Source organism: Corynebacterium sp. (genome assembly GCF_030152825.1).
In the GTDB taxonomy this organism is placed as follows: Bacteria; Actinomycetota; Actinomycetes; order Mycobacteriales; family Mycobacteriaceae; genus Corynebacterium.
On the sequence record NZ_JASLIP010000041.1, the window covers coordinates 16,450 to 42,030 of the forward strand.

Annotated in this window: 19 protein-coding genes; 11 read left to right on the forward strand and 8 right to left on the reverse strand. The window is 65.4% G+C overall.

Features of this window, described 5'->3' with window-relative positions; genetic code table 11:
- Nucleotides 1–80 precede the first annotated feature (80 nt).
- Entirely contained in the window at nt 81–2,351 is a 2,271-nt protein-coding gene (locus tag Q1V78_RS04845) for a 3-hydroxyacyl-CoA dehydrogenase NAD-binding domain-containing protein (protein ID WP_300612228.1), read from the forward strand.
- A gap of 300 nt (nt 2,352–2,651) precedes the next feature.
- On the opposite strand, the gene Q1V78_RS04850 is transcribed toward Q1V78_RS04845, so the two are convergent.
- The 3 genes from Q1V78_RS04850 to Q1V78_RS04860 form a co-directional block, all read right to left on the reverse strand.
- Nucleotides 2,652–4,169, reverse strand: coding sequence for a hypothetical protein (locus Q1V78_RS04850; protein WP_300612230.1), 1,518 nt, complete (start codon nt 4,167–4,169; stop codon nt 2,652–2,654).
- On the reverse strand, nt 4,114–4,398 hold the full coding sequence (locus Q1V78_RS04855) for a hypothetical protein (RefSeq protein ID WP_300612232.1): 285 nt from the start codon (nt 4,396–4,398) through the stop codon (nt 4,114–4,116). The genes Q1V78_RS04850 and Q1V78_RS04855 overlap by 56 nt, the downstream gene beginning before the upstream one ends.
- 223 nt (nt 4,399–4,621) lie before the next feature.
- The gene (locus Q1V78_RS04860) at nt 4,622–6,103 is read right to left on the reverse strand and encodes a YeeE/YedE thiosulfate transporter family protein (protein ID WP_300612234.1); all 1,482 of its coding nucleotides are present in this window, start codon (nt 6,101–6,103) and stop codon (nt 4,622–4,624) included.
- A gap of 649 nt (nt 6,104–6,752) precedes the next feature.
- Here Q1V78_RS04860 and ahpC point away from each other — a divergent pair.
- Both ahpC and ahpF read left to right on the forward strand, forming a co-directional pair.
- Nucleotides 6,753–7,316, forward strand: a complete 564-nt coding sequence (gene ahpC, locus Q1V78_RS04865; RefSeq protein ID WP_300612236.1) for an alkyl hydroperoxide reductase subunit C — start codon at nt 6,753–6,755, stop codon at nt 7,314–7,316.
- 190 nt (nt 7,317–7,506) lie between these two features.
- Nucleotides 7,507–9,075 (forward strand): alkyl hydroperoxide reductase subunit F, encoded by a 1,569-nt coding sequence (ahpF, locus tag Q1V78_RS04870; protein ID WP_300612238.1) that lies wholly within the window; start codon nt 7,507–7,509, stop codon nt 9,073–9,075.
- Between the two features lie 241 nt (nt 9,076–9,316).
- Here the strand turns inward: ahpF and Q1V78_RS04875 are convergent, their stop codons facing one another.
- From Q1V78_RS04875 to Q1V78_RS04885, 3 genes are all read right to left on the reverse strand, one after another.
- Nucleotides 9,317–11,137 (reverse strand): phosphoenolpyruvate carboxykinase (GTP), encoded by a 1,821-nt coding sequence (locus Q1V78_RS04875; protein WP_300612240.1) that lies wholly within the window; start codon nt 11,135–11,137, stop codon nt 9,317–9,319.
- A gap of 226 nt (nt 11,138–11,363) precedes the next feature.
- Nucleotides 11,364–11,744, reverse strand: coding sequence for a DUF6802 family protein (locus Q1V78_RS04880; protein ID WP_300612242.1), 381 nt, complete (start codon nt 11,742–11,744; stop codon nt 11,364–11,366).
- 3 nt (nt 11,745–11,747) lie between these two features.
- Complete coding sequence (locus Q1V78_RS04885; RefSeq protein WP_300612244.1) at nt 11,748–12,602, reverse strand: hypothetical protein; 855 nt, start codon at nt 12,600–12,602, stop codon at nt 11,748–11,750.
- A 117-nt stretch (nt 12,603–12,719) separates the two neighbouring features.
- Here Q1V78_RS04885 and trmB point away from each other — a divergent pair, with 117 nt between their 5' ends.
- From trmB to Q1V78_RS04925, 8 genes are all read left to right on the forward strand, one after another.
- The gene (trmB, locus tag Q1V78_RS04890; protein WP_300612246.1) at nt 12,720–13,568 is read left to right on the forward strand and encodes a tRNA (guanosine(46)-N7)-methyltransferase TrmB; all 849 of its coding nucleotides are present in this window, start codon (nt 12,720–12,722) and stop codon (nt 13,566–13,568) included.
- Between the two features lie 135 nt (nt 13,569–13,703).
- Nucleotides 13,704–14,450 (forward strand): NYN domain-containing protein, encoded by a 747-nt coding sequence (locus tag Q1V78_RS04895; RefSeq protein ID WP_300612248.1) that lies wholly within the window; start codon nt 13,704–13,706, stop codon nt 14,448–14,450.
- Nucleotides 14,443–17,112, forward strand: coding sequence for an MMPL family transporter (locus Q1V78_RS04900; RefSeq protein WP_300612250.1), 2,670 nt, complete (start codon nt 14,443–14,445; stop codon nt 17,110–17,112). Before Q1V78_RS04895 ends, Q1V78_RS04900 begins: the two co-directional genes overlap by 8 nt.
- Nucleotides 17,112–18,233: a YbhN family protein gene (locus Q1V78_RS04905; protein ID WP_300612252.1), complete on the forward strand. Its 1,122-nt coding sequence runs from the start codon at nt 17,112–17,114 to the stop codon at nt 18,231–18,233. Before Q1V78_RS04900 ends, Q1V78_RS04905 begins: the two co-directional genes overlap by 1 nt.
- A 9-nt stretch (nt 18,234–18,242) precedes the next feature.
- Nucleotides 18,243–18,659, forward strand: a complete 417-nt coding sequence (locus Q1V78_RS04910; RefSeq protein WP_300612254.1) for a DUF3054 domain-containing protein — start codon at nt 18,243–18,245, stop codon at nt 18,657–18,659.
- Nucleotides 18,660–18,744: 85 nt separating this feature from the next.
- The gene (locus tag Q1V78_RS04915; protein WP_300612256.1) at nt 18,745–19,314 is read left to right on the forward strand and encodes a DUF6230 family protein; all 570 of its coding nucleotides are present in this window, start codon (nt 18,745–18,747) and stop codon (nt 19,312–19,314) included.
- Entirely contained in the window at nt 19,298–20,716 is a 1,419-nt protein-coding gene (locus Q1V78_RS04920) for a DUF6114 domain-containing protein (RefSeq protein WP_300612258.1), read from the forward strand. Before Q1V78_RS04915 ends, Q1V78_RS04920 begins: the two co-directional genes overlap by 17 nt.
- A 16-nt stretch (nt 20,717–20,732) precedes the next feature.
- Nucleotides 20,733–22,010: an MFS transporter gene (locus Q1V78_RS04925; RefSeq protein ID WP_300612260.1), complete on the forward strand. Its 1,278-nt coding sequence runs from the start codon at nt 20,733–20,735 to the stop codon at nt 22,008–22,010.
- A gap of 117 nt (nt 22,011–22,127) precedes the next feature.
- Here Q1V78_RS04925 and Q1V78_RS04930 read toward each other — a convergent pair whose 3' ends face one another.
- Both Q1V78_RS04930 and Q1V78_RS04935 read right to left on the reverse strand, forming a co-directional pair.
- A complete protein-coding gene (locus Q1V78_RS04930) occupies nt 22,128–23,855 on the reverse strand; it encodes an acyl-CoA synthetase (protein WP_300612262.1) in 1,728 nt (575 codons plus the stop codon).
- 123 nt (nt 23,856–23,978) lie between these two features.
- A complete protein-coding gene (locus Q1V78_RS04935; RefSeq protein WP_300612264.1) occupies nt 23,979–25,580 on the reverse strand; it encodes an acyl-CoA carboxylase subunit beta in 1,602 nt (533 codons plus the stop codon).
- Between the last annotated feature and the right edge of the window lies 1 nt (nt 25,581).

Here is a 25,581-nt window from a genome sequence, read left to right on the forward strand (position 1 = left end):
ACTGCAGTCGCTGTAAGCACTGAAGTCATTCAGCGCTTAAGAGCACTGCCTCACTGCAAGATTCGAATACAGGAGAATCAATGAGCAACAACATGTTCGCGTGGGATGTCGACGCCGATGGCATCCTCACCCTGACGATGGATGACCCGAACGCTCCGGTCAACACCATGAACGCCACCTTCCAGAACGACCTCACCGCCACCGTGGCGAAGGTCAAGGAGGCCGTCGAGGCCGGCGAGGTCAAGGGTGTTGTGATCGCCTCCGCGAAGAAGACCTTCTTCGCCGGCGGCGACATCAAGGCCATGATCCAGGCCACCCCGGCGGATGCCGCCGAGCTGACCCAGCAGATCGACCAGATGAAGGCCGACCTGCGCGCCCTGGAGACCCTGGGTGTGCCCGTCGCAGCAGCTATCAACGGCACCGCCCTGGGCGGCGGCCTCGAGCTGGCACTGGCGACCCACCACCGCGTGGCCTCCGACGCCAAGGGACTGAAGGTCGGCCTGCCTGAGGTCACCCTCGGCCTGCTGCCGGGTGGCGGCGGCGTGACCCGTGTGACCCGCATGCTGGGCCTGCAGGACGCGCTGATGAAGGTCCTGACCACCGGCCGCCAGTTCCGCGCCGAGGACGCGCTGAAGACCGGCCTGATCGACGAGGTCGTTCCGGCCGACCAGCTGCTCGACGCCGCGAAGAAGTGGGTCAAGGAAAACCCGGATGCGAAGCAGCCGTGGGACACCGAGGGCTACAAGGTCCCGGGCGGCACCCCGACCAACCCGAAGCTGGCCGCCTTCCTGCCCTCCTTCCCGGCCAACGTCACCAAGCAGATCAAGGGCGCGCCGATGCCGGCGCCGAAGGCGATCCTCGCCGCAGCCGTCGAGGGCCTGCAGCTGAAGAACATCGAGGAAGCCACCCGCGTCGAGACCCGCTACTTCGTCGAGCTCGTCACCGGCTCCACCTCGAAGAACATGATGCAGGCCTTCTTCTTCGACCTGCAGTACTGCAACGGCGGTGGCTCCCGCCCGAAGGACGTGCCGCGTAAGCAGTTCAAGAAGCTGGGCATGGTCGGCGCCGGCATGATGGGTGCTGCCATCGCCTACGTCGCCGCGAAGGCCGGCATGGAGGTCGTCCTCAAGGACATCAAGCTGGAGGCAGCGGAGAAGGGCAAGGCCTACTCCGAGGGCCTGGAGGCCAAGGCGCTGAAGCGCGGCAAGACCACCGAGGAGAAGTCCAAGGCCCTGCTGGACCGGATCACCCCGTCCGTGGACTACTCCGACCTCTCCGACTGCGACATCGTCATCGAGGCAGTCTTCGAGAACACCGAGCTCAAGCACAAGGTCTGGGCAGAGATCGAGGCAGCGGTGCCGGAGGACTGCGTCCTGGGTTCCAACACCTCCACCCTGCCGATCACCGAGCTGGCTACCGGCGTGAAGCGCCCGAAGGACTTCATTGGTATCCACTTCTTCTCCCCGGTCGACAAGATGCCGCTGGTGGAGATCATCAAGGGCGAGGAGACCTCCGACGAGACCTTGGCTGCGGCTCTGGACTTCACCGGCCAGATTCGCAAGACCCCGATCGTCGTCAACGACTCCCGCGGCTTCTACACCTCCCGCGTCATCAGCTTCTTCCTCAACGAGGCGATGCGCATGCTGGCCGAGGGCATCGACCCGGCCGTCATCGAGGCAGCTGGCCGCCAGGCCGGCTACCCGGCACCGCCGCTGCAGCTGCAGGATGAGCTGAACCTGAAGCTGGCCCGCAAGATCGGCGCCGAGACCAAGGCTGCGCAGGAAGCTGCCGGCATCTCCATCGACGACGGTGGCGTCACCGAGATCGTGGACAAGATGCTGGACGTCTACGACCGCCCGGGCAAGCTCGAGGGCAAGGGCTTCTACGAGTACAACGAAGAAGGTCGCCGCACCGGTCTGTGGCGCGGCCTGTGGGACGAGCTGGGCGGCGGGTCCGTCACCGTCCCGGACGCCGAGTCCGCAACCGAGGGCCACGGTCTGGAGTCCATCTCCACCGAGGGTCCAGTTCTGGTCGACCTGGTGGAGCGCATGCTCTTCGCCGAGGCTCTGGAGACCCAGAAGTGCATCGACGAGGGCGTGCTGATGTCCGATGCGGACGCCAACATCGGCTCCATCATGGGCATCGGCTTCCCGGCCTGGACCGGCGGTACCCGCCAGTACATCAAAAACTACGCTCGCCCGGCCGCCGCTGCGCTGCCGGAGGGCAAGAAGGCTGATGTGGATGGCGGGGACTACCCGACCACCGGCGTGGCTGGCTTCGTCGCCCGCGCCGAGGAGCTGGCCGCGAAGTACGGCGAGCGCTTCACCCCGCTGGACTCCCTGAAGAGCTAGCGGGTGCGTGCGGGGAGCTCGCAAGGAGCTTCCCGCGCCCCCTATCCACAGCTAAAGCCCCGGCCCTGCCACTGTGAAAGATTCAGTGGCAGGGCCGGGGCTTCGTTGTTCTTGGCGCCGCTTGAGCTGGCTCCGGTTGAGTTCTAGCGCCCGCGGCGGGTTAGGGCCACCAGGGCCACGGCGAGCACCACGAGTACGCCCGCACCGATCAGGAACCAGTTGATGGAGTTGCTCTCCTCAGCGGCGGCCTGCTCGGTCTCCTTCGGTTCCTCGGCTTCCTCGCTCTCCTCGATCTCCGTGTCATTGGAAACCTTCTCGAAGCTCGGGCCGGGGATCTTCTCCCCCCACCAGCTCGGTGGTGAGTTCGTAGGTGGCGGTGGCGTTCTTCTCCTTGCTGATGTCGTGGTTATCGCCGGCGTTCAGGCTCTTATTCAGGTAGATGACGATGTACTGCTCACCATCTAGCCAGGCCTTCCGGGCACCGATGTCGCTCGGTTGTTCCTTCCCGTCGCCCACCATGTTGCGGTAGTTCAGGCGGGCGGGGTAACCGAAGGCCTTGGAATCGCCCTCGTTGACGGGAACGCTCTCCGGGTTCGCTGCCTTCTGGCGGGCGGAGTTCAGGACGTTGATGTCCAGCTGCTTGATCTCTGCGTAGTGATCCTTCGGTGGCTCGCTGGTCACCTTGATTCCGCCGCGTAGCTGCTGGCCGTAGTCGGTCTTGATCTTGTAGACGTGGGCCTCGCCTGGGACGATGTCCGCGGTGACGGTCTCCTTGGCGTCCGCGGCGAGCTCGGTGGCCTCGTCGAACCATGCGCCTGGGGTCGCTTTGCGGGGATTACCGGCAGCGCTCGGCTCCTTGCGGTCATCCGCCTCATCCTCCGCGAAGAGCTCGGGAACGTCCGAGAGGTCCTCATTTTGCAGGCGCTTGATGGTGACCTCGGCCGGGATCTCTTTACCCTTATACGGGCCGCTGGTTCGCACCACCTTGAAGCGGAAGTCGCCGGCGGGGCAGTCCTCGCCTGCCTGCTTCGTGGTCCAGGAGGCGAAGAACGGCCCGTTGGAGTCGATGATTCCGGTGGCATTGTCGCTATCGAGGTAGCACTGAGCCTCGTCGACGTCGACCTTCACCGCGAAGTTCTTGCTGACGCCGAGCTCGCTGCCCTGGGACGGCGGCGGCATCGTGGCCACGCTGATGGCGAGCCGCTCCCCCTCCGCGATGGGGGTACTGAAGTACTCGGCGCCGTCCTCGTCGCCCTTCGCGCCACCAGACTTCTCACGCAGCGGGGTGGAGAAGAGCTCGACGTCCTCCGGCACCTCGGCGGCCGAGGCCTCGTCGTCCCCACCCTTAATTTCCGGGGCGTTGGACTCCGCGGTCTGGGCGGTGCGGGTCGCCAGAACCTTCATGGACTCGGCGAGGGACTCGGCGTCCTTGGCATCCAGGTACTCACCCCCGCCAGCCTCGGCGATGCACTGCAGCTCCTTGCGGGCGGCCGGGTCGACCAGGAAGCCGACGGTATTGATGGTCAGGTCGATGCCCTGTTTGTGCAGGTCCTTGGCGACGTCGCAGACCGGCGGCGGGGCGCAGGTGTCCTCGCCGTCGGAGACCAACACGATGGAGCGCTCACCCTCGTTAGGCAGCTCCTTCGCGGCCTGCTTCAGGGCCGGACCCATGGGCGTGTGGCCAGAGGCGTTAACTTTGTCCACTTCGCCCGGGATCTTGCCCGCGTTGCCCTTGCCCACGGGCAGCAAGGTGGTGACGTCTTTACAGCCGGCCTCCCGCTCCTCCGGGGAGTTGCCAACCTTGGTGCCGTAGACCATGAAGCCCAGTTCGGAGTCCTCGGAAACGGAGCGGGAGAAATTTCTTGGAGGCTTCCTTTGCGGCGTCCAGGCGGGTCTGGCCGCCCGCGTCGCGGGCCATCATTGAGCCGGAGGCGTCGAGGATCAGCATGGTCGGCGGGATGTCCTTGGCCTCCGCCGTGGCTTGCGGCTTCCCGAAGGGGACGACGATCCCGGCTAGAGACAGCAACAGCGCGATGGCGAAAACCATCGCGCTGCGTTGTTTTACGCTGCTGCGTGCCCGGCTAGCACGGCAAGAGTTGTGCTCGGGGCGGGTTGTTCCTGCGGGGGCCATGCCGGCTCCCCCTGGAGTCGCGTGCTCGTATCTCGCTCGCATGAGGCTGCTTCCTTCCCTTACTTTGGTTTCCAAAGTTAGCAAGCAACAGCCACCCACCCCTGGGGTTTTAACTTAGTTTTTCACTGCCGTTAGCGGATTATTCACCCTTCTTGACGGTGATCGTCCAGCCGGCGTCGTCGGTCTGCTCGAAGTTCGTCACCTCGTGGCCGTCAGTGGCCGCCCAGCGCGGGATGGCGTCGGTGGCCTGGGTGCAGTCGAAGTCGATCTGCAGGGAGTCGCCGACCTCCAGCTGCGCGATGGCAGCCTTGGCATCGATCAGCGGGAAGGGGCACACGGCGCCGAGGGAGTCCAGCTTGTAGGTACGGTCCCCGACCAGCTCCAGCCCCGTCGTGGTGCCGGTGTTTTCGGACGTCGACCCGGCGGCCGTCGCAACCTGCGGACGCTCCAGGAGGGCTACGCCGGTGGTCTGGAAGCCATACTGTGCGCCGGCGGCCTGCAAGTCGCCAGCCTCCGCGGACTGCGCCGCCGGAGCGGCGACGGTCGGTGCGATGTCAACCTTCGGGGCGTCCTGCTTCGGCTGTGCGCTCTGGCCCGGGACGGCGTCGGTGGGCTTGAGCCACAGCTTGGCGGCGCCCCAGATGCCGATGGAGATGAACAGCAGCGCAACCCAGCCCTGGTAGCTGAACAGGGAGGTCTGAACCATGCCATTGCCGACGGTGCAGCCACCGGCGGCAGAGGCGCCGACACCCATCAGAATGCCGCCGAAAACGGAGCGCACAGCCTGGGTAGCGGACGGCAGGCGCAGGCGGAACTCGCCGGAGGCCTTGGCAGCGAAGAACGCACCGACCAGCAGGCCGAGAACCAGCAGCACACCCCAATCCACGGTGTCCTCACCGCTAATGAGGAACTTGGAGAGGTTGGAGGACGGGCTGGTGATGCCGAGGCCGTCGTTACGGCCGGTAGCTGCGGAGAGCGGCCAGGCGATCACGCCGAGAACACCGATGATGGCTGCCGTTGGGTAGAAGTGCCAGGGCTTCTCCGCGAGGATGTGCGCCAGGCCGGTCTTCTTCGGCTTCAAGGTGGCCATCTTCGGGGCGGCTGCCTCTTCGGCGAGGAAGTGGCGGGTCAGGAAGGCCACACCGATGGCGAATGGAATCACCAGCCACCAGACGGAGATGCCCAGGGAAGCGTTAATGGTGGTAAGCGGCAGGGTCCAGCTGCGCAGCCCCTCGTTGAGGGAGTTCAGCGCGCCACCCTTCATCGCGGCGGCGCTACCTGCGTAAAAGATCAGCGCCAGCCAGGACCCAATGAGCCCCTCTGCGGAACGATACCAGGTACCGGAGGCGCAGCCGCCGGCCAGCACGATGCCCGCGCCGAAGAGCAGGCCGCCAAGAGTCACGGCCAGCGGGGCAAATTCCTTGTAATCCGGGGTGATGACCCCGGCGGTGGTCAACGCCGCCAGACCCACAGCATGGACGGCGATGACGATAAGGAGGGCGGTGAAACCGCGCCACGTCTTATTGAGGAAGATATCGCGGATCATGCCGGTGACGCAGAACCTGCCGCGTTGCATAACCCATCCGAGTACCACGCCGAGCGCGAGGCCGGTGATGATCATGTGTCTCTCTTTTCTGTCAGTAATGAACCGATCTGTCTATGTATGGCCGAGAACATTAGTACCCCACCGGAAGTTTGTAAAGGTCAAAACATACCGCTCGGTCTACTTTCCGCACCAAGCGCCCCATCTACACAGCTAGGAGCGCTTAACTGCGCGCGCAAGCAGCAAGACCACACAGTCTACAATCCCGCCCCCGCCCCACCCTCCCGCTCCCCCCTTCCCCCTTTTTGCGTTTTGCAGAGTTTGATGTCGCTTTTCCGTCAATTTCCGGCATCGAGCTCTGCAAAACACTCACGGCGCTCGGGCGCCAGGCATCAAACTCCGCAAAACGCTCACGGCGTTCCCGCGGCACGGCAGCCTAACCGCTCGCAAAATCTACAGCGAACCAGCCATCCGCGAGTTCGACAGCAAACCAGCGCCCGCAAAACCGACAGCGAAGCACCTTTGATAACCCCCGCCTATTGGGACTTGCTTTATTAAAAGGTTCTGCTATATTAATGAGCAGAAGCTACGGCAGCGAAGCCCGCCGCAGCTAGGTACCCTTAAATAGTGAATGCCCACCCCGGGAATTCCGCAGGCCATCACCGGACTGCGCGCCCGGTCACCACAGGGCAGACTATTCAAACGACAATGCAGGAAGGAAGTTCATATGTCTCTGATCAACACTGAGATTCTGGATTTCAAGAACCCGGTTTTCCACAATGGTGAATTCTCCGAGGTCAGCAAGGACGACGTCCTCGGCAAGTGGTCCGTCTTCTTCTTCTACCCAGGCGACTTCACCTTCGTCTGCCCGACCGAGCTCGGCGACCTCGCAGACCACTACGAGGAGCTGCAGAAGATGGGCGTTGAGGTTTACGGTGTCTCCACCGACTCCCACTTCGTGCACAAGGCTTGGCACGAGTCCTCCGACCAGGTCGGCAAGGTCCAGTACCCGATGATCGGCGACTCCAACGGCGACCTGACCCGCAACTTCCAGAACATGCGCGAGGGTGTCGGCCAGGCCGACCGCGCGACCTTCCTGGTCGACCCGCAGGGCATCATCCAGTACATCGAGCAGACCGCCGAGGGCATCGGCCGCGACGCTTCCGAGCTGGTCCGCAAGATCAAGGCCGCCCAGTACGTCGCTGAGCACCCAGGCGAGGTCTGCCCGGCGAAGTGGGAAGAGGGCGAGGACACCCTGACCCCGGGCATCGACCTGGTTGGCAAGATCTAGCCTTTAGCTTCCAGATCTTTTAAGCGGCGCATGCTCGCAGCCGCAAATGCTAAGGGCGGGCGGGCAGTCTGCCCGCCCGCCCTTTCCCTTATCTTTCGCCGCACACCTCGCGGCATCCCATAAAACCCTCATAAATCACCGCCTATACCGGCCCCGCACTACACACACGCCTTGAAGGAGGCAGCTAACCATGGCCAAAAAGCTCCTAGATGACAACCTGAAGGCCCAGCTCAGCCAGCTGGTCGACCGCATCACCGAGAAGGTCGAACTCGTTTACTCCCTCGACGACCGCAGCCAGTCCGCAGACCTCAAGCAGCTGCTCGAGGACATCGCGGCACTTTCCGATAACATCACCGCCCGCCAGGACGACGAGCTCCACGAGCGTAAACCTTCCTTCACCATTCAGCGTGCAGGCAGCGACGTCGGCGTGACCTTCGCGGGCATCCCGATGGGCCACGAGTTCAGCTCCCTGGTGCTCGCACTCCTGCAGGTCGGCGGCAACCCGATCAAGGAAGAGCAGGACCTCATCGACCAGGTCGCGGCCCTGGACGGGGACTTCGAGTTCACCACCTACATGTCCCTGACCTGCCAGAACTGCCCGACCGTGGTGCAGGCGCTGAACGCGATGTCCGTCATTAACCCGCGGATCAAGCACACCGCGGTGGAGGGCTCCCTCTTCCAGGACGAGGTCAACGAGAAGGGCATCCAGGCCGTCCCGACGGTCTACCTCAACGGCGAGGAGTTCGCCTCCGGCCGCATGGACATCCAGGACTTCGTCGCCCGCCTCGACGACGGCCACGCCGAGCGTGAGGCCGCGAAGCTCAACGAGAAGGAGCCCTACGACGTCCTCGTGGTCGGTCAGGGCCCGGCTGGCGCAACCGCCGCGATCTACGTCGCACGTAAGGGCCTGCGCGTGGGCCTCGTCGGTGAACGCTTCGGCGGCCAGGTGCTGGACACCCAGTCCATCGAGAACTACAGCTCCGTCCCGAAGACCGAAGGCCCGACCTTCGCCGCGAACCTCGAGGTGCACGTCAACGACTACGACATCGACGTCATCAAGGCGCAGTCCGCAACCGGCCTGACCCCGGGCAAGGACGGCGAGCTCAGCACCGTCCACTTCGGCGAGAACGCCTCCCTCAAGGCGCGCGAGGTCATCGTCGCCACGGGTGCGAACTGGCGCCTGATGGGCGTGCCGGGTGAGGACGAGTACCGCAACAAGGGTGTCTCCTTCTGCCCGCACTGCGACGGCCCGCTGTTCAAGGGCAAGGACATCGCCGTCATCGGTGGCGGTAACTCCGGCATCGAGGCTGCCATCGACCTGGCTGGCGTGGTCAACCACCTCACCGTCCTGGAGTTCGCAGATACCTGCCGCGCCGACGACGTCCTCATGGACACCCTGCGCAGCCTGAAGAACGTCGACATCGTCACCTCCGCCGCGACGAAGGAGATCATCGGCAACGGCAAGGAGGTCACCGGCCTGAAGTACGAGGACCGGACCACCGGCGAAGAGAAGACCCTCGAGCTGTCCGGCCTGTTCATCCAGATCGGCCTGCTGCCGAACACCAAGTGGCTGGACGGCTCCGGCGTGGAGCTGAACCAGATGGGCGAGATCGTCATCGACGCCAAGGGCAAGACCAACGTGCCGGGCGTCTACGGCGCTGGCGACTGCGCCACCGTGCCATACAAGCAGATCGTGATCGCCACGGGCACCGGCGCCACCGCCGGCCTGTCCGCCTGGGAGCACAACGCGATCGGCTAATACACCGCTGTTAAGCACTCACCCCGGCTCCACCGCGATGGTGGCGCCGGGGTGTTGCTCTTTCTACGGGTGCGCGTGCTGGGCCGCCCCTTCGGCGCGTAGGTAGCCGAGCACCTCGCAGGCAAACGAGCCCCGCGGAGGTCCGCCGAGAACGCCACCACCCCACCCGCTGCGAGCCTCTTAATGCGCGAAAACGGCCCCCACCCAGCGGGCGGGGGCCGTCTGCGAAAGCGTTAAGTGCTTACTTGGCAGCCTCGATGCGCTGCTTCAGCGCCTCGTGCTGCTCCCAAACCTCGGCCGGAACCTTCGGACCAAGGAACTTCAGCCACTCCTCGTTGGAGGCTACGTCGCGGTCCCACTCCTCCGGGTGGACGCTCAGTGCCTCGCGGATGTCCTCCTCCGGCTCGGAGAGGCCCTCGGTGTCGAGGTCCTCGTAGCGAGCGGTGTAGCCAACCACGGTCTCGTCGGCCTCGACGCGCCCCTCGATGCGGTCAACGATCCACTTCAGGACGCGGGAGTTCTCGCCGAAGCCCGGCCACAGGAAGCGGCCATCCTCGCCGCGGCGGAACCAGTTGACCAGGAAGACCTCTGGCATCTTGTCGCCGCCCTTTTCGCCCATGTTGATCCAGTGCTGCAGGTAGTCACCGGCGTTGTAGCCGATGAAGGGCAGCATCGCCATCGGGTCGTGGCGCAGGGAGCCCACGGCTGCCTCGGCGGCAGCGGCGGTCTGACCGGAAGCCATCGTCGCACCGATGAAGGTGGCGTGGTTCCAGTCGCGGGCCTGGGTCACCAGCGGGACGGTGTCCGCGCGGCGGCCACCGAACAGGATCGCGGAGACCGGGACGCCGCGGTGATCGTCGTACTCCGGTGCCGCGGTCGGGCACTGGGAGATCGGCGAGCAGTAGCGGGAGTTCGGGTGGGCAGCCTTGTCCTCGGACTCCGGGGTCCACTCGTTGCCCAGCCAGTCGATGAGGTGCTCCGGCTTGTTCTCCAGGCCCTCCCACCAGACGTTCTTGTCGTCGGTCAGGCCGACGTTGGTGTACAGGGTGTTGCCCGGCTCCATGGTCTTCATTGCGACCGGGTTGGAGGCGTAGTTGGTGCCTGGTGCCACACCGAAGAAGCCGTTCTCCGGGTTCACGGCGTACAGGCGGCCGTCCTCGCCGAAGCGCAGCCACGCGATGTCGTCACCGACGACCTCCGCGCGCCAGCCCGGGATCGTCGGCTGCAGCATCGCCAGGTTGGTCTTACCGCAGGCGGACGGGAAGGCAGCACAGATGTAGTACGCCTTGTCCTCCGGGCTGATCAGCTTCAGGATCAGCATGTGCTCGGCCATCCAGCCCTCGTCGCGGGCCATGACGGTCGCGATGCGCAGGGCGTAGCACTTCTTAGCCAGGATGGCGTTGCCACCGTAGCCGGAGCCGTAGGACCAGATCTCACGGTCCTCCGGGAAGTGGGTGATGTACTTCGTGTCATTGCACGGCCACGGGACGTCCTGCTCGCCCGGCTCCAGCGGAGCGCCGACGGTGTGCCAGCCCTTGACAAACTGACCGGTCTCGTCAATCTTCGCCAGGGCCTCTGCGCCCATGCGAGTCATGATGCGCATGGACATCACGACGTATGCGGAGTCGGTGAGCTCGATGCCCAGCTTCGGCTCCGGGTCAGAGATCGGGCCCATACAGAACGGGACGACGTACATCGTGCGGCCGCGCATGGAGCCGGAGAAGTGCTGACGCATCTCCTCACGCATCTTCTCGGGCTCGACCCAGTTATTGGTCGGGCCGGCGTCCTCCTCCTTCTCGGAGCAGATGAAGGTGCGGGACTCAACGCGAGCCACGTCGGCCGGGTTGGAGCGCGCGAGGAAGCTATTCGGCTGTGCCTCCTCGTCCAGCTTGATGAGGGTTCCTCCCTCAACCAGCTGCTCGGCTAGCCGGTTCCACTCCTCGTCGGAGCCGTCACAAAATACGACGGAGTCCGGCTGGAACAGCTCTACGGATTCTTCGATCCAGTCCAGCAGCTCCTGGTTCTTGGTGGGTGCCTCGCCGACAAGCCCTCGGATGGTCATCGAATATTTTCCTTACGCTCGGCTAATTCTCTGGCTCAACACTATCGGTTCTGAGCGTGGATGTGGGGACCAGACTCACGGATCAACCGGAATTGCCCACCTTTGTGTGGGCTACTCCAGCCGAGCCTTCGCCCCATGCCCCGATGCACAGAATCGCGTCGCGGGCGCTGAGGTGCTCATTCGTACCGATGAGTGCTGCTGCGCAGAGTTTTTCTTCACCCCCACACTAGCCCCACTCCCCCCGGTCCACACACTCCCATCGGCCAGCATCCCAAGTTTTGCTCACCTCATTGGGGGTGGTTTCGGCCACCCCCTCCACAAGCTCACCCATTTCTTGCCCGGTTTCCGCTGCTTCCGCCACCCCATCAGGACGCCATGCCGTCCACTTGCCGTCGTAGGAGACGTTGCTGACGTAGTCCACGTGCCCATCCCCATCCAAGTCAGAGACGGTGGTGACCCCATCCTCACCGGTGAAGGTCGCGGATTCGAGACCCTGCGGGTTGGGAATGGCGTACTCCGAGCCACCGAAGGAGAAGACCAAATCTTGCGCTCCTGCCGCCCCCGGTTCCGCCGGCAGATGGGAAAAGATATCGCCCAGGAAATCCATGTTTTATACCCCCGTTCGCAGCGCCAGCTGCTCAGCCACCCGCGGGACGTTCATGCGGGTGATCGTCTCTGTGACTTGTGCACCCCAGGCCTCCTGGAGCATGCGGAAGTCCGCCTCCCGTTGCGCCTGGTCGATAGCCCGCTGCTGCGCGCTGAGCCGAAACCAGCCAAGCGCGACCGCCGCGAGCAGCCCCAGGCTGAGGCCCAGCCATGGGTAGCCAGCCAGCCGCCCCACCGCGAAGAGCAGACCCACCGCGCCCAGCACCCCGGCTGCCAGGGTGGCTAGCTGCGCGGCACGGCCGGGCACTTCCACCGGCTTGGCGGCCGGCGGAACCGCGGCATCTACAGGCGGGCACAAGATCCCCTGGCTCAGCACCGCGACCCGCAGCTCCGCCAGGAAGCGGCGGTGCACCAGCTCCCGGCCGCCCGAGCCGGGTTCCCCCAGGTCGGCGGCGGAACACCCCTCCCGGATGAAGCGCTGCATCCGCAACCGGATCGCCACGCGAGCCTGCTCGAGGCGCTCCTGATCCGCCCGGCGCGCCGCCATCTCCCACTGCTTGGTGTCCACGTAGAGCCGGTCAATCAACCGCTGCAGGCCGGCGACGTCCCGGGAACCAAGAACATGAACCCCCGGGATGTTGGGCCAGCGGTGGTCGCTGAGCACCGCAACCACACCGATGTTCCGGGCAACGGCCTGGACGATCTCCACGGCCTCCACGGTGGGCTCCCCCGCGACGGCGACGACCCCGTCGATGTCCTTCCCCGGCCCCGCACCAGGCACCGCGCGCACCCCGGTGAGCTGCTCCGCAAGCTTCTTCGCCTCGGCCTCGTCCGGGCCGATCACGGCAATAGTCTTCATCTTTCCCCCATTTCCCCGGGGGCTCTCCCCGGGCTTGCCCCCATCGCCTTAGACCCCGGGCGGCATACCCCACGCCGAAACTCCCGGAAAACCAGTCCATCTGCAAGAATGATGACGATGACTAGCTCCAATAATTCCCCACAGGACGACCAGCAGCAAGCCCTTTCGGAAGAAAACTCCGCACCGGCTCCGGAAGTCACCGGTGGCACCGGCAGGCGCCCACTTCAAACCGTGTTTAACGACGGCCGCGACTACCCGCGGCTATCCAGCTTCGCCTTCCGCCGCGGCACGCTCACCGATAACCAGGAGGCCACCTGGGAAGCCAACTGGCCGCGCCTGGGCAAGGAGCTCGACGAGCAGGTCAACGAGCAGTACATCGACCTGGATGACTGGTTCGGCCGGCATGCGGACACGATCGTGGAGATCGGCTCAGGAACCGGCACTTCCACCGCGGCGATGGCCCCGCTGGAGACCGATAAGAACATCGTCGCCGTCGAGCTCTACCGCCCCGGCCTGGCCAAGCTCGTCGGCGCGGTGAGCCGCGAGGGGATCGAGAACATCCGCATGATCAAGGGCGACGGCGTGGAGGTGCTGCAGCGCATGTTCCGGCCCGAGTCCCTGGCCGGGGTGCGTATCTTCTTCCCGGACCCGTGGCCCAAGGCCCGCCATCACAAGCGCCGCATCGTCCAGACCGGCACGTTGCACCTCATCGCCAGCCGGCTGCGCCCGGGTGGCATTCTGCATGTCGCCACCGACCACGCGGACTACGCCGAGTGGATCGACGAGCTCGTGAACGCAGAGCCACAGCTCGAATACCTGGGCTGGCCCGAGGAGCTCGCCAGCGGGGCGGACGATGGCCGCGGCCACCTCAACCAGTTGGTGGACCGCCAGCTGCTCACGAAGTTTGAGGACAAGGGGCTGCGCAAGGAGCACACTATTAAGGAATACCTGTGGACTAAGAAGTAGCCACTGGTTAGTCGTTCCTGGGAAATAGCTCCTAGGGACGCGGGGTAACCGGTGGTAGTTTGGATTGATCCCTATTCCAGAATTTCCTCAGCAGCTTTTCACTGCTGAGCTCTTTCATCACGATTTATCCCGCATATGACTAGTCCTTCTTCTTCCGGTGCCGGAACCACCGTTGGGGAGCAGCATCGCTCCTACGGTTCCGCCACCGAGACCCGCCCCACCCTGCTGCTGGTGTGGGACGCCCCGAATATCGACATGGGGTTGGGCGCGATCCTGGGGGCTCGCCCCACCGCCGCCCACCGTCCCCGTTTCGACGCGGTGGGCCGCTGGGTCATCAACGAAACCGAGCAGCTCAACGAGGACTTCGGGCTCAGCGGTGAGGAGCTGATCGAGCCCGAAGCGACCGTCTTCACGAACATCACCCCCGGCGGCGCTGACGTCGTCCGTCCCTGGGTGGAAGCCCTGCGCAACGTGGGCTTCGCCGTCTTCGCCAAGCCCAAGATCCGCGAGGATTCGGACGTCGACGCCGACATGCTGGACCTCATCCGTCGCCGTCACTCGGAGGGCGTTCTCGACGGGCTGATCGTCGCCAGCGCGGATGGCCAGAACTTCCGGGAGACCCTGGAGGAGCTCTCCGAGGACATCCCGGTCACCGTGATCGGATTCCGGGAGCACGTCGCCTGGGTGCTGGGCAACGAAAAGCTGCGTTTCGTGGACCTGGAGGACATCCCCGGGGTCTTCCGCGAACCGCTGCCGCGCGTGAGCCTGGACAACCTGCCGGACGAGGGCGCTTGGCTGCAGCCTTTCCGCCCGCTGACTGCGCTTGCCGAGCGCAGGGACAACAACCACCACAATCCTTCGGAGAACAACTTCCATGTTTAGCGCTTGGGGAAATTTCGCCTACCGTTTCCGCCGGGTCATCCCGCTGGTCATCATCGCGGCGGTGCTCGCGCTCTTCGCGACCGTGGGCACACAGCTGGACGACCGGCTGAGCCAGGAGGGTTGGGACGATCCCGGCTCGCAGTCCACCCGGGCGAAGGAGATCGAGGAGGAGATCTTCGGTCGCGATGACTCGGGCGACGTGATCCTGCTGGTCACCGGCGATAAACCTCAGTCGGTGACCACCCCGGAGGTCAAGGAATCGCTAACGAAGCAGCTGACCGCCCTGCAGGAGAAGTACCCGGATAACATCCGCACGATCAATTCCTACTGGGCCAACGGGCCGCGCCAGATGGCAACCCCGGAGGGCGACGCCGCCTTCGCGTCCCTGGCGATGAAGGGCGAGGACGAGGATGTCCTGAACAACCTGCGCGCCATCGAGGACGACCTGGCGAAGATCGAGGTGCCGGGGTTGAAGACGGAGATCGCGGGTCAGACCGCGGTGGCCGGCGCGCTGGATTCCGGCATGTCCCGGGACATCTCCCGCGCCGAGATCTACGCCCTGCCGGCGGTCGGCGTGTTGCTGCTCATCGTCTTCGGTGGCGTGATCGCCGCGCTGATGCCGCTGCTGGTGGGCGTGCTGTCCATCCTCGGCTCCCTGGGCGTACTCTCGCTGCTTGCGGCGACCACGCAGATCAACGTCTTCGCGATCTCCGTCGTCACCCTGCTGGGCCTGGGCCTGGCGATCGACTACGGCCTGTTCATGGTCTCCCGCTTCCGCGAGGAGCTCGCCGAGGGCAGCGACGTCCCCACCGCGGTACGGAATACCACCGCAACGGCGGGTAAGACGGTGGTCTTCTCCGCGGCGATGGTGGCCGTCGCGCTTTCCGGCCTGCTGATCTTCCCGCAGGCCTTCCTGAAGTCCGTGGCCTTCGGCGCGATGAGCGCGGTCGGCCTGGCTGCGCTGCTCTCCGTGATGGTGCTGCCGAGCATCTTCGGCATGCTGGGCCACAACATCGATAAGTGGGCGGTGCGCAAGCACAAGACCCGCACCCGCGACGAGCAGATCAACACCATCTGGGGTCGCATCCCGGCCTTCGCGATGCGCCACTCCAAGGCCGTGACCTTCCTGCTGGTCGCGCTTCTGCTCGCCCTGACCGCCCCGATGGCCGGCATCAAGTTCGGCGGCATCAACGAGACCTACCTGCCGCCGAACGAGACCACCCGCGTGGCGCAGAATAACTTCGACGAGAAGTTCCCGGCCTTCCGCACCGACCCGATCAAGCTCGTCGTTCAGGGCGATCAGCAGGCGGTGGCCCAGGTCTACCGAGAGGCCAACAACATCACGGGGCTGACCGGTCCGTTCCGCGTCACGCAGCCGACGAAGGACGACACGACGGTGCTGTCCACCGGTATCGCCGACCGCGACGACTACAAGCGCATCGTCGAGGAGTTGGAGGACCTGAATGCCGAGGGCGCCGAGGTGCTGGTCGCCGGCACCCCGGCCATGGAGCAGGAGTCCATCCAGGCCCTGTTCGACAAGCTGCCGTGGATGATGCTCTACATCGTGGTGGTCAGTTTCGTTCTCATGGCGCTGGTCTTCGGCTCGCTGATCATCCCGGCGAAGGCCGTGATCATGAACGTGCTGGGCATCGGCGCGACCCTCGGCGTGCTGACGCTGCTGTTCGTCGACGGCGTGGGCGCGGACCTGTTCAACTTCACGCCAGGCCCGCTGATGAGCCCGATCCTGGTGCTCATCGTGGCAATCCTCTTTGGCTTGTCCACGGACTACGAGGTCTTCCTGGTCTCCCGCATGGTGGAGGCCCGCTCCCACGGGGAGAGTACCGACCGTTCGATCCGCTTCGGCGTGGCGAATACCGGCGGGATCATCACCGCCGCCGCCCTGATCATGATCGTGGTCGCCGGAGCCTTCGGCTTCTCGGACATCGTGATGATGAAGTACATCGCCTACGGCATGATCACGGCCCTGATATTGGACGCGACCGTCATCCGCCTGTTGCTGGTTCCCGCTGTGATGCACATGCTGCGCGAGGACAACTGGTGGGCACCCCGCTGGGTGCAGCGGCTGTCCGAGAAGGTTGGGCACAACGAGCAGCTGGCTGATTCCCCGGTCGCGATGGGCGCGGCCGAGCCGGCGCTGGTGGGTGCTGGCGCACCGGTGGCAGCGGGCGCTGCTGCCACGACCGGTGGGGCCGCCACCGTGGCCGCCCCGGAGGTTTCCGGCCAGCGCTCGCCGCTGCCGGAGCCGCTCCCTGAGCCGCACGCCGAAGATGAGCACGAGGACGTGGACGTCGACGGTGAGCGCACCGAGGGTGCCGAGTTCGCGGAGGACGTCGAGTCTGCGGACGAGGGCCACGTGGCCTCCGCGGAGGATGCGGACCACGTGGACTACGAGGGCGCAGCCGCGGACGTCGATGCTGATGCGGCTGCCGCCGTCGACGTGGAACCCGAAGCGAACGAGGCTGCGAACGACGAGGTAGACGACGACGCCGACGTCGAAGCAGACGGCGAGGAAGAATACGAAGCGACTCATGAGCCCGCTGCCGAGCCGGACACCGAGCACTCCGGGCAGCGCGGCCGCACCGTGCCCTTCGAGCAACTCATGGCGGAGCTGAAGCGCCGCGAGGAGGGTCGCCAAGACTAGTGCTCGCCAAGACCTCAGCCTTCCTCCGCTCCCCCCTCACCCGGATCGCCATTGCGCTGGCGGTGCTCGCCGCCATCGCGTTCATGGCGCACCGCCACTTCGGCTTCCTGGAAAATGGGTGGGAGGAGCTGAAGGCTGCCGATAACCGCTGGCTGCTGCTCGCCGCCATGACCGTCCTGCTGTCTATGTTCGCGCAGGCGGAGGTCATGGTCGTGCTGCTGCGCTCGGCGGGGATCAGGGTCCGGCGGCTCTCAGCCAACGTGCTGGGGCTGGTCGCGAATGCCTGGTCCGCGTCCCTGCCCGGTGGGCCCGCCATCTCCGTGGCGATGATCTTCCGGGAGCAGCTGAAGTGGGGCGCGACCCCGGTGATCGCCAGCTGGTACATGGTCTTCTCCGGCCTGCTCGCGGGCGCGGGCATGGCACTGCTGGGCATCGGCTCGGTCTTCTTCCTCGGGCTGAAGGTCAACCCACTCACGTTGGCTGTCTCGCTTGTGGTGTTGGTGGTGTTGGCGTCCCTAACGAATTGGGCCGCCCGCAACCCCAAGAAGGTGGAGGACTGGCTGATCGCCCGGCTGCGGGGTTTCAACCGCTGGCGCAAGAAGCCGGAGGATCGGCACGTGGAGCAGCTGGCGGGCTTCTCCGAGCAGCTCGCGACCGTGGAGCTGCCGCTGCCGAAGCTCGCGTTGGCGATCAACTGGTCCATGCTGAACTGGATCCTGGAGATTATCTGCCTGCTGGCCTGCACCTACGCCGTGGGGGCTAAGGCGCCGATCGCCGGGGTGGTGCTGAGCTTCATCTCCGCCAAGCTGGTCGGGCAGGCACAGATCACCCCGGGAGGGCTGGGGCCGGTGGACATCGTGCTGACCAGCACCCTGGTCGCGGTTGCGGGGCTGACCTCCGGGCAGGCCTTCGCCGCCGTGATTGTCTTCCGCATGTTTAGCTTCGTGGGCCTCGTGGGGTTGGGCTGGATCATCTTCCTCGTGGCAAAGTTGCCCAACCCCCGCGAGCTGGCACCAGCTACTGAGGCGGAGGCACCGAAGCCAGACGCCGAGCCCGTCACGGGTACGGGCTCGGCGACCTCCCCCGTAGTGCCCAAGAACCCCGGACCCACCTCCCGCTAAGCTGAGGGCATGTCTACTACCCCGCACAACGCTTCTGCCCCCGCCACCCCGGCGCCAACCTCCGGCGCTCTTGCGCCCGTGCTGGATCTTCTGGCACTGCTGATCTTCGCACTGCTCGCGCGCCTGGCCCACGACGACGGCTCGGGCTTCAGCGTCCTGCGTTGGCTGGATACCGCCTGGCCCTTCATGCTGGGGGCCGTGATCGTCTGGGGCATCCTGCTTGCCACGGGGGCTCGCGCCGCTGGCCAGGCGCTGCGCACCGGGGTCTTCGTATGGCTGGGCGGCCTCGTCGTTGGCCTCGGCATCTGGGGCATCCGCCATGCGGCGATCCCCCACTGGTCCTTCATCCTGGTGGCCACTGTGATGTCCGCGCTGCTGCTCTTCGGCTGGCGCGGGATCGCCCAGCGCAGGGCGCGAAAGAGCTAAAACTCCCCGCCGCTCTCAATTTTTTCGGGGAAATTTTCTCGAAGTTCGCACGAAACTTAGTTTTGCGCGCCTAGGGTTCTATGACATGGGACACACAAGGAAAATTCGATTCGCAGGAATTCTGGGTGTCGGCCTGCTGGCATCCGGCGGAATGGGCGTCGCGATGGCCGAAGGCGGGATCTCCGCCAACTTGGCGCTGTCCAACACGATCTTCAACATGGACGTCGGCGGTCTGGACGCGGACGGATTCTCGCTCTTCGTCGATTCCGACAAGCTGGCCACCGGCGAGGAGACGGTCTCCCGCATCAAGATGTCCAAGGCCCGCGTGTCTGACGTGTGCATGTCCGCACCAGTCAAGGTGCCGGGTATTGGGGAGAAGAAGTTCCAGATGCTCGTGCCAGGCCAGAACATGGAAGCCGAGAACATGATCATCGGCGCCCCCGACCTGAGCGGTGGCATGACTCTGGTCAAGCCACAGATCGGCATCGATGCAAGCCAGGTCGCCGATAACGCCACCCCCGGTGCGTGGGGAATCGCGGCCGAGAAGCTCCTTTCCGATGGGCAGACCATGCGCGCGTCCTCGCTGTCCGCGGATCAGCTGACCGCGGCGGGAAGCAAGATCACGCTGGAGAATCCAGATGACGCAGAGTGCTAACGGTGCAGCGGCGGAGGCGGCAGCCACCGACGCGGCGAGCACCGGTGGCACCCCCGTGACTGAGAACACGGATACCCAGGAGCTGTCGACCACAGCAGATGCGGGAGTAGACGCCACAGCAGGCGAGAATGGAGACGAGGCCACGGCAAGCCAGCGCCGCTCCGGGTTCGCCCAGGGGCGGCGCAGCCGTCCCTCTTTCGCACAGTGGCGGCGCAGCCGTCCCTTCTTCGCCGGGTTGATGATGCTGCTGGGCGGGGTCGTGATCCTCACCCCTGCGTACCTCTCGCTGGAGATTTCGAACATCATCATCCAGGTCTCGACGATCTCGGGGGTGTCCACCTTCATCATCGGCGCTCTGTTGATCGCCTGCGGGCTGATGACGTGGTTCGGGGGCGGCAGCCGCATCCTCACCGGCGTGGCTGGCATCATCCTGGGCATCGTCGCGCTGCCGACGTCCAACTTCGGTGGCTTCGTGCTCGGCACCCTGCTGGCCCTGGTGGGCGGCGCCCTGGCGCTGTCTTGGACAGATTCCTCCAAGGAGGAGCTCGCCGCGCGGCGGGAGGCCAAGAAGCAGCAGAAGGCGGATCGGGCTGCCACCGAGGCAGGCACGACCTCCGGGGCCAGCAATTCCACTGCTGTTGCGGTTCTCGCCGCCGTCACCGCGACCGGACTGGCCGCGGGCCTGACTGCCACGGCGGGCGCACCACCGGCGCAGGCGCAGCTGGAACTGCCGAAGTTCCCGGAGCTGCCGGGCGTCCCCAAGAACCCTGGGGCGGCGAAGCCCCCAGCACAGCAACGGCCTGCCTCGCCCGCGCTGCCGGAAGCCCCAAAGCTCCCGGATCCTCCGAAGCTGCCGGAAGCTCCCAAACCCCCGGAGATCCCGGAGGAATACGAGATGGATCTCACTCCCCCAGCCCCCATAGAGGGCCTGCGGGGAATTCCGGGCACCACCTTCCAGATCACGACCGATTCCACCGCGCTGCTGGGCAATATGAAGCTCTCCTTGATCACGCTGGAGACCCAGCAGGGCCCGAAGCCGGCACTGCGCATCGACGCGGACAAGGCCGTCCTGCAGAACCTGGCGATGGAGATGCCTGGCCAGTCCGCGGGACCGATCTGGCAGCGCACGGGCCCCGGTAAGACCAGCGTGCTGAGCGGAAATTTCCACATCATCGTCAGCAAGCTGACCATCACCCCGGAGATCGCCGGGGTGAAGACCATCCCGATCACCATCGACGCCTCCTGGGCGCCGGAGGAGATCAAGAAGGAAGCCGCGAAGATGGGGCTCGGCCAGCCCGACGCGCTCTCCGAGAAGCTGCGGATGCTGGACGGCACGATGGATGCCTACGTGGTCTCCTCGGACCGCATCGACCTACCCAAAGGCACCTCGCTAGCACCCTAAGTGCATAATTAGTGGCATGAGCCACGCAGAGAATCACGCGACGGAGGGCGTTAATCCAGAAACGACGGCGTCGGCCGCCCGAGAGGTGGCGGCCGACGCCGCTGGCGTATCGAGGGGGCTCACACCAACCGATCCCGGCTACAAGAGGGCCCTGATCGGCGCGCTTTTCGCCGGGTTGGCGTCCTTCAACGCCATGTACGTTACCCAAGCGGTGCTGCCGAGCATCACCGCAGACTTTGGCATCAGCCCCACCGTCGCCGCGCTTTCGGTCTCGGCGACGACGGGCGCGCTGGCGCTATCCGTCATCCCCGTCGGCATCCTCTCCGAGCGGCTGGGGCGCTACCGCATCCTGCAGATCAGCGTCATGGCCGCCACCTTCTTGAGCCTGCTGGTGGCCATCGCCCCGGGGGTCGGCTCGCTGCTGCTCATGCGTGCCCTGCAGGGCGTGGCTGTGGCCGGCGTCCCCGCAGTGATCATGACCTACCTCGCCGAGGAGATCGATGCCAAACATCTGCCGCGGGTGATGGGCTTCTATATTTCCGGCACGAGCATCGGCGGCCTCTTCGGCCGCCTTATCCCCGGCGCGGTGCTGGAGTTCGCGGACTGGCGCGTCGCGGTGCTGACCTCCGGCGGGGTCTCCGTCCTCATCGGCCTAGCGATGCTGGTGCTGCTGCCTCCCTCGCAGAACTTCCGGCCAAAGAAGATCACGGTCTCCCACGAGCTCGCCGCCTTCGCAGGACACTTCCGCTCGCCGGTGCTGCTGGGGCTGTTCGTGCTGCCCTTCCTGCTGATGGGCGCCTTCGTCTCCCTGTACAACTACCTGGGCTTCCACCTGATCGGCGAGTACGGGCTGCCAGAGTCCCTGGCCGCCGCGGTCTTCGTCATCTACCTTTCTGGCACCTGGTCCTCCGCCCGGGCGGGTAGGGCCGTGCAGGCCTACGGGCAGGGCCGGGTACTCACCGTCTCGATGGTGCTGGCGCTGTCCGGTTTGCTGCTGATGTTCATCCCGACGGTCTGGCTCACCGTCACCGGCGCGCTGCTGTTCACCGCCGCATTCTTTGCCTGCCACTCCGTGGCCAGCGGCTGGGTGAGCGCTGTGGCCAAGAAGGACCGGGCCGAGGCCTCCAGCACCTATGTGCTGAGCTACTACCTGGGTTCCTCCCTGCTGGGCGCGCTCTCCGGCCAGTTCTTCAACATCGGCTGGGAGGCGCTGATCGGCTGGCTCACCGGGCTCTATGTGCTGGCCCTACTCATCACGCTGTCCGTGCACCGCAAGGCCAAGCAGCAGGCCTAGCCCCGGGAGGCGCGCCGCCTCACGGGCACGCGCCGATGCGCCCCCGGGGGCACGCGCTGCCCTCCCCCAGGCAGCGCACTCCCAAAGCGCGCCTGGACCCCAGCCCCCTAGGGCAGACTAGGGCTCGCCGTGGATACGGGAGTCCGGGAGCTGGCGCGGCATGACCTTGCCGGTGGGGTTGTACGGCAACTCGTCGACGAAGACAACATCCCGGGGCACGGAGTGCTCGGCGAGCTTGTCTCGCACCCAGTCCTGGACGGCCTTCTTCGTCAGGCTCCGGCCGGTCTCGTCGTCCTCTCGGACAATCCATACCGCCAGGCGGGCGAAAGTCTCCTCGTCTTCCACACCCTTAACGAAGAGATCGCGGATGCCCGGCATGGGCTCCAGGGCCTCAGAGACGGACTTCGGGTAGACGTTCTCGCCGCCGACGATGATCATATCGTCGTTGCGGCCCAGGACGTAGAGACGGCCGTCCTCGGTGAGGTAGCCCTTGTCGCCGATCTCCAGCAGTCCCTTTTCGATCACCATTTTGTCCCGGTCGTTGGTGTACTCCTTCATGGTCAACCGCCCACGGCAGAAGATGCGACCGACCTGACCCGGGGGCAGCTCCTTGCCGTCTTCGTCCAAAATTTTGATCCGGACGCCGGCAACTGGGCGCCCAGAGACTGCCGGGTCCTTCGCCAAATCCTCGCCGGTCGCGATCACGCAGGAGGAGGCTTCAGTGGAGCCATAGTAATTCGCCAGGATCGGGCCGAACTTCTCGTGGATCCCGTCGATAAGCTCGGGGCTGATGGCGTGCCCGGAGGAGAAGATCATCTTCACGTTGGAAACGTCGTAGTCCCCCTCCACGGCTACGCGGAGCTGCTCCTTCAGGAAGATCGGGGAGGAGATAATGCCCTCGACCTGGTAGTTGACCAGGTCCTCCATCGCCTGCTTTGGGTCGAAGATGCGGCGCAGCACCACGGTCGCGCGGTGGGCGATGATGAGGTTGATGTTGCCCCAGCCCCAGGCATGGAACATCGAGGCGGACATCTGCACCATCATGTGCTTGCGCCATGGCACCTTGGTCACCAAGGTGACCAAGGGGGTGGGGATAAGCGGATCCTGGATGGACACGCCCTTCGGGGTCCCGGAGGTGCCGGAAGACATGATGATGATCCGATCCCGCTTAGGGAAGAGCGGTAGCTTTTCTTCCTGCTCGCCCGGGGCGGAGTCGATGACCTGCTGGAAAGTCGGCCAGGAGGCATCCCGCACCTGCGGGCTACTTAGGTCCTCGGCGTGCCCGATGATGATCTGGCAACCATCAAGATCCTCGGGCAGACGCTCGGCGAACTCCTCATCGATGATGAGCAGGTCCAGATCGTGCTCTGCCAGGGAGTTCGCGAGCTGCTCCGGAGAGCTGCCGATATTCAGCAGAAAGATCTTTGCCCCGACGAAGCCCTTGGCGCCGAGGGCGTAGATGATCGCGCGGCTATTGCGGCACATCACGCCGACCCGGCTCCCCTTGCCCACGCCGCGGCGCTGCAGGGCGCGGGCCAGCGCCTGGACGTCGTCCAGCATCTCACCGTAGGTACGCTGCCCCATGTCGTCGATGAAGGCCAGCTGATCCGGAGCGTGGAAGGCCGCGTAACGCATCTGGCGGGCGGTGCTGAAGCCATAGCGGGCGATGCCCTCCAGTAAGGTCAGCTTGCCGCGCACGCCGCCTCCCTTGGCGACGATGTCGGAGCGCAGCACCGGGATCAGCCCGCGCCCCACGGCGGAGACCTCGGTGGCCAGTCCCTCTGCCGAGTGTTTGAGGTTATTGGCGAGCTTCTTGATCTGGCTCAGCGGCGACTGCGTCGTCATATACTTCCCATCTAGTTGGCCGGTTGTTTGGACCCAAAAATTACTATGGATATTACGCCGAAACAACGCGAGCGTGGCTGGGTTCGAGAGAACCCGCCACGCTGTGCGTATCCACCGATGCGGCTACATCGGCAGAATCGTGTGCTTCTTCTTCTCGCGCGGAGTGCGCTTGTGCGCCAGCTGGCGCAGCGCCTGACGCAGCTGCACGCGGGTGTCCTCTGGGGAGATGATCGCGTCCACGTAGCCTCGTTCCGCGGATACATAGGGGCTGGTCATGTTGGCGTTGTAGAAGTCCATGAACATCTTCTTCGCCACCACCCGCTTCTCCGGCGGCATCGCGGCCAGTTCCTTGCCCTTCATCATGACGACGGCAGCCTCCGCGCCCATCACCGCGATCTGCGCGGTCGGCCACGCGAGGTTCACATCCGCCGTGAGGTTCTTCGAGCCCATGACGGCGTAACCACCACCGAAGGCCTTACGCACCACCACGGTGAGCTTCGGCACCGTCGCGTCGGCCAGGGCGAAGCCCAGGTGCGCACCACGGTGGATCAGGCCGACCTTCTCCTGCTCCGCGCCCGGTAGGTAGCCGGGGGTGTCCACCACGAAGACCAACGGGATGTTGTAGGCATTGTTGATGCGGATGAAGCGGGAGGCCTTATCCGCGGCCTCGGCATCCAGGCAGCCGGCCAGCACCATCGGCTGGTTCGCGATCACGCCGACCGTCTGCCCGTCGATGCGTGCGTAGGCGGTGATGACGTTGGCACCGTAGTCCCCCTGCACCTCGAGGACGTTCTCGTCGTCGAAGATGCGGGTCAGCACGTCCATCATGTCGTAACCGGCGTTCGGGTCGTCCGGGATGATGGAGTTCAGTTCCTTATCCCGCTCCGTCAGGGAGTCGTTCGGCGCCCAGTACTGTGGCAGGTCGTCGAAGGCCGAGGAGGGCAGGAAGTCCAGCAGGTCCTTCGTGTAGTTGAAGGCCTCCTCCTCGGTGGCGGCGACGTAGCTGATGTTGCCGTTTCGGGCCTGCTGGCGCGCCCCACCCAGCTCCTCCATGGAGACCTTCTCGCCGGTCACGGACTCGATGACGGCCGGGCCGGTGACGAACATCTGGGTGCGGCCGTCCACGGCGATGAGGAAGTCCGTCGTCACGGGGGCGTAGACCGCACCACCTGCGGAGGGGCCCAGGAGGATGGAGATCTGCGGGCTCTGGCCGGAGAGCGGGACCTGGCGGCGCGCGATCTCGGAGTACATGGCCAGCGAGGTCACGGCGTCCTGAATGCGGGCGCCGCCGGAGTCGTTGATGCCGATGACCGGGATACCGACGCGGGTGGCCATGTCCATGACCTCGGTGACCTTCTTGCCGAAGGTCTCGCCCACGGAACCGCCGAAAACGGACTTGTCGTGGGCATAGATCGCGACGGGGCGGCCGCCGATGCGGCCGTAGCCGGTGACCACGCCGTCGCCGTAGGGGGCGCTCGGGTCGCCCGGGGCCTGGCCGAGGGCACCGATCTCGGTGAAGGAGCCCTCGTCGAGGAGGGCGTCGATGCGCTGGCGCGGGGTGGTGAGCCCAGCGGCGTCGCGCTTGGCCTTCGCCGACTCGGAGCCCGGGTCCTGCGCCAGCTCGAGCCGGCGCTGCAGGCCCTTTAGCTTCGCGGACACAATGCTGTCCGCTGGAGCAGTATCTTCACCCTGCGGGTTGGCCTGGTCAGCAGAGTCTTCAGACACG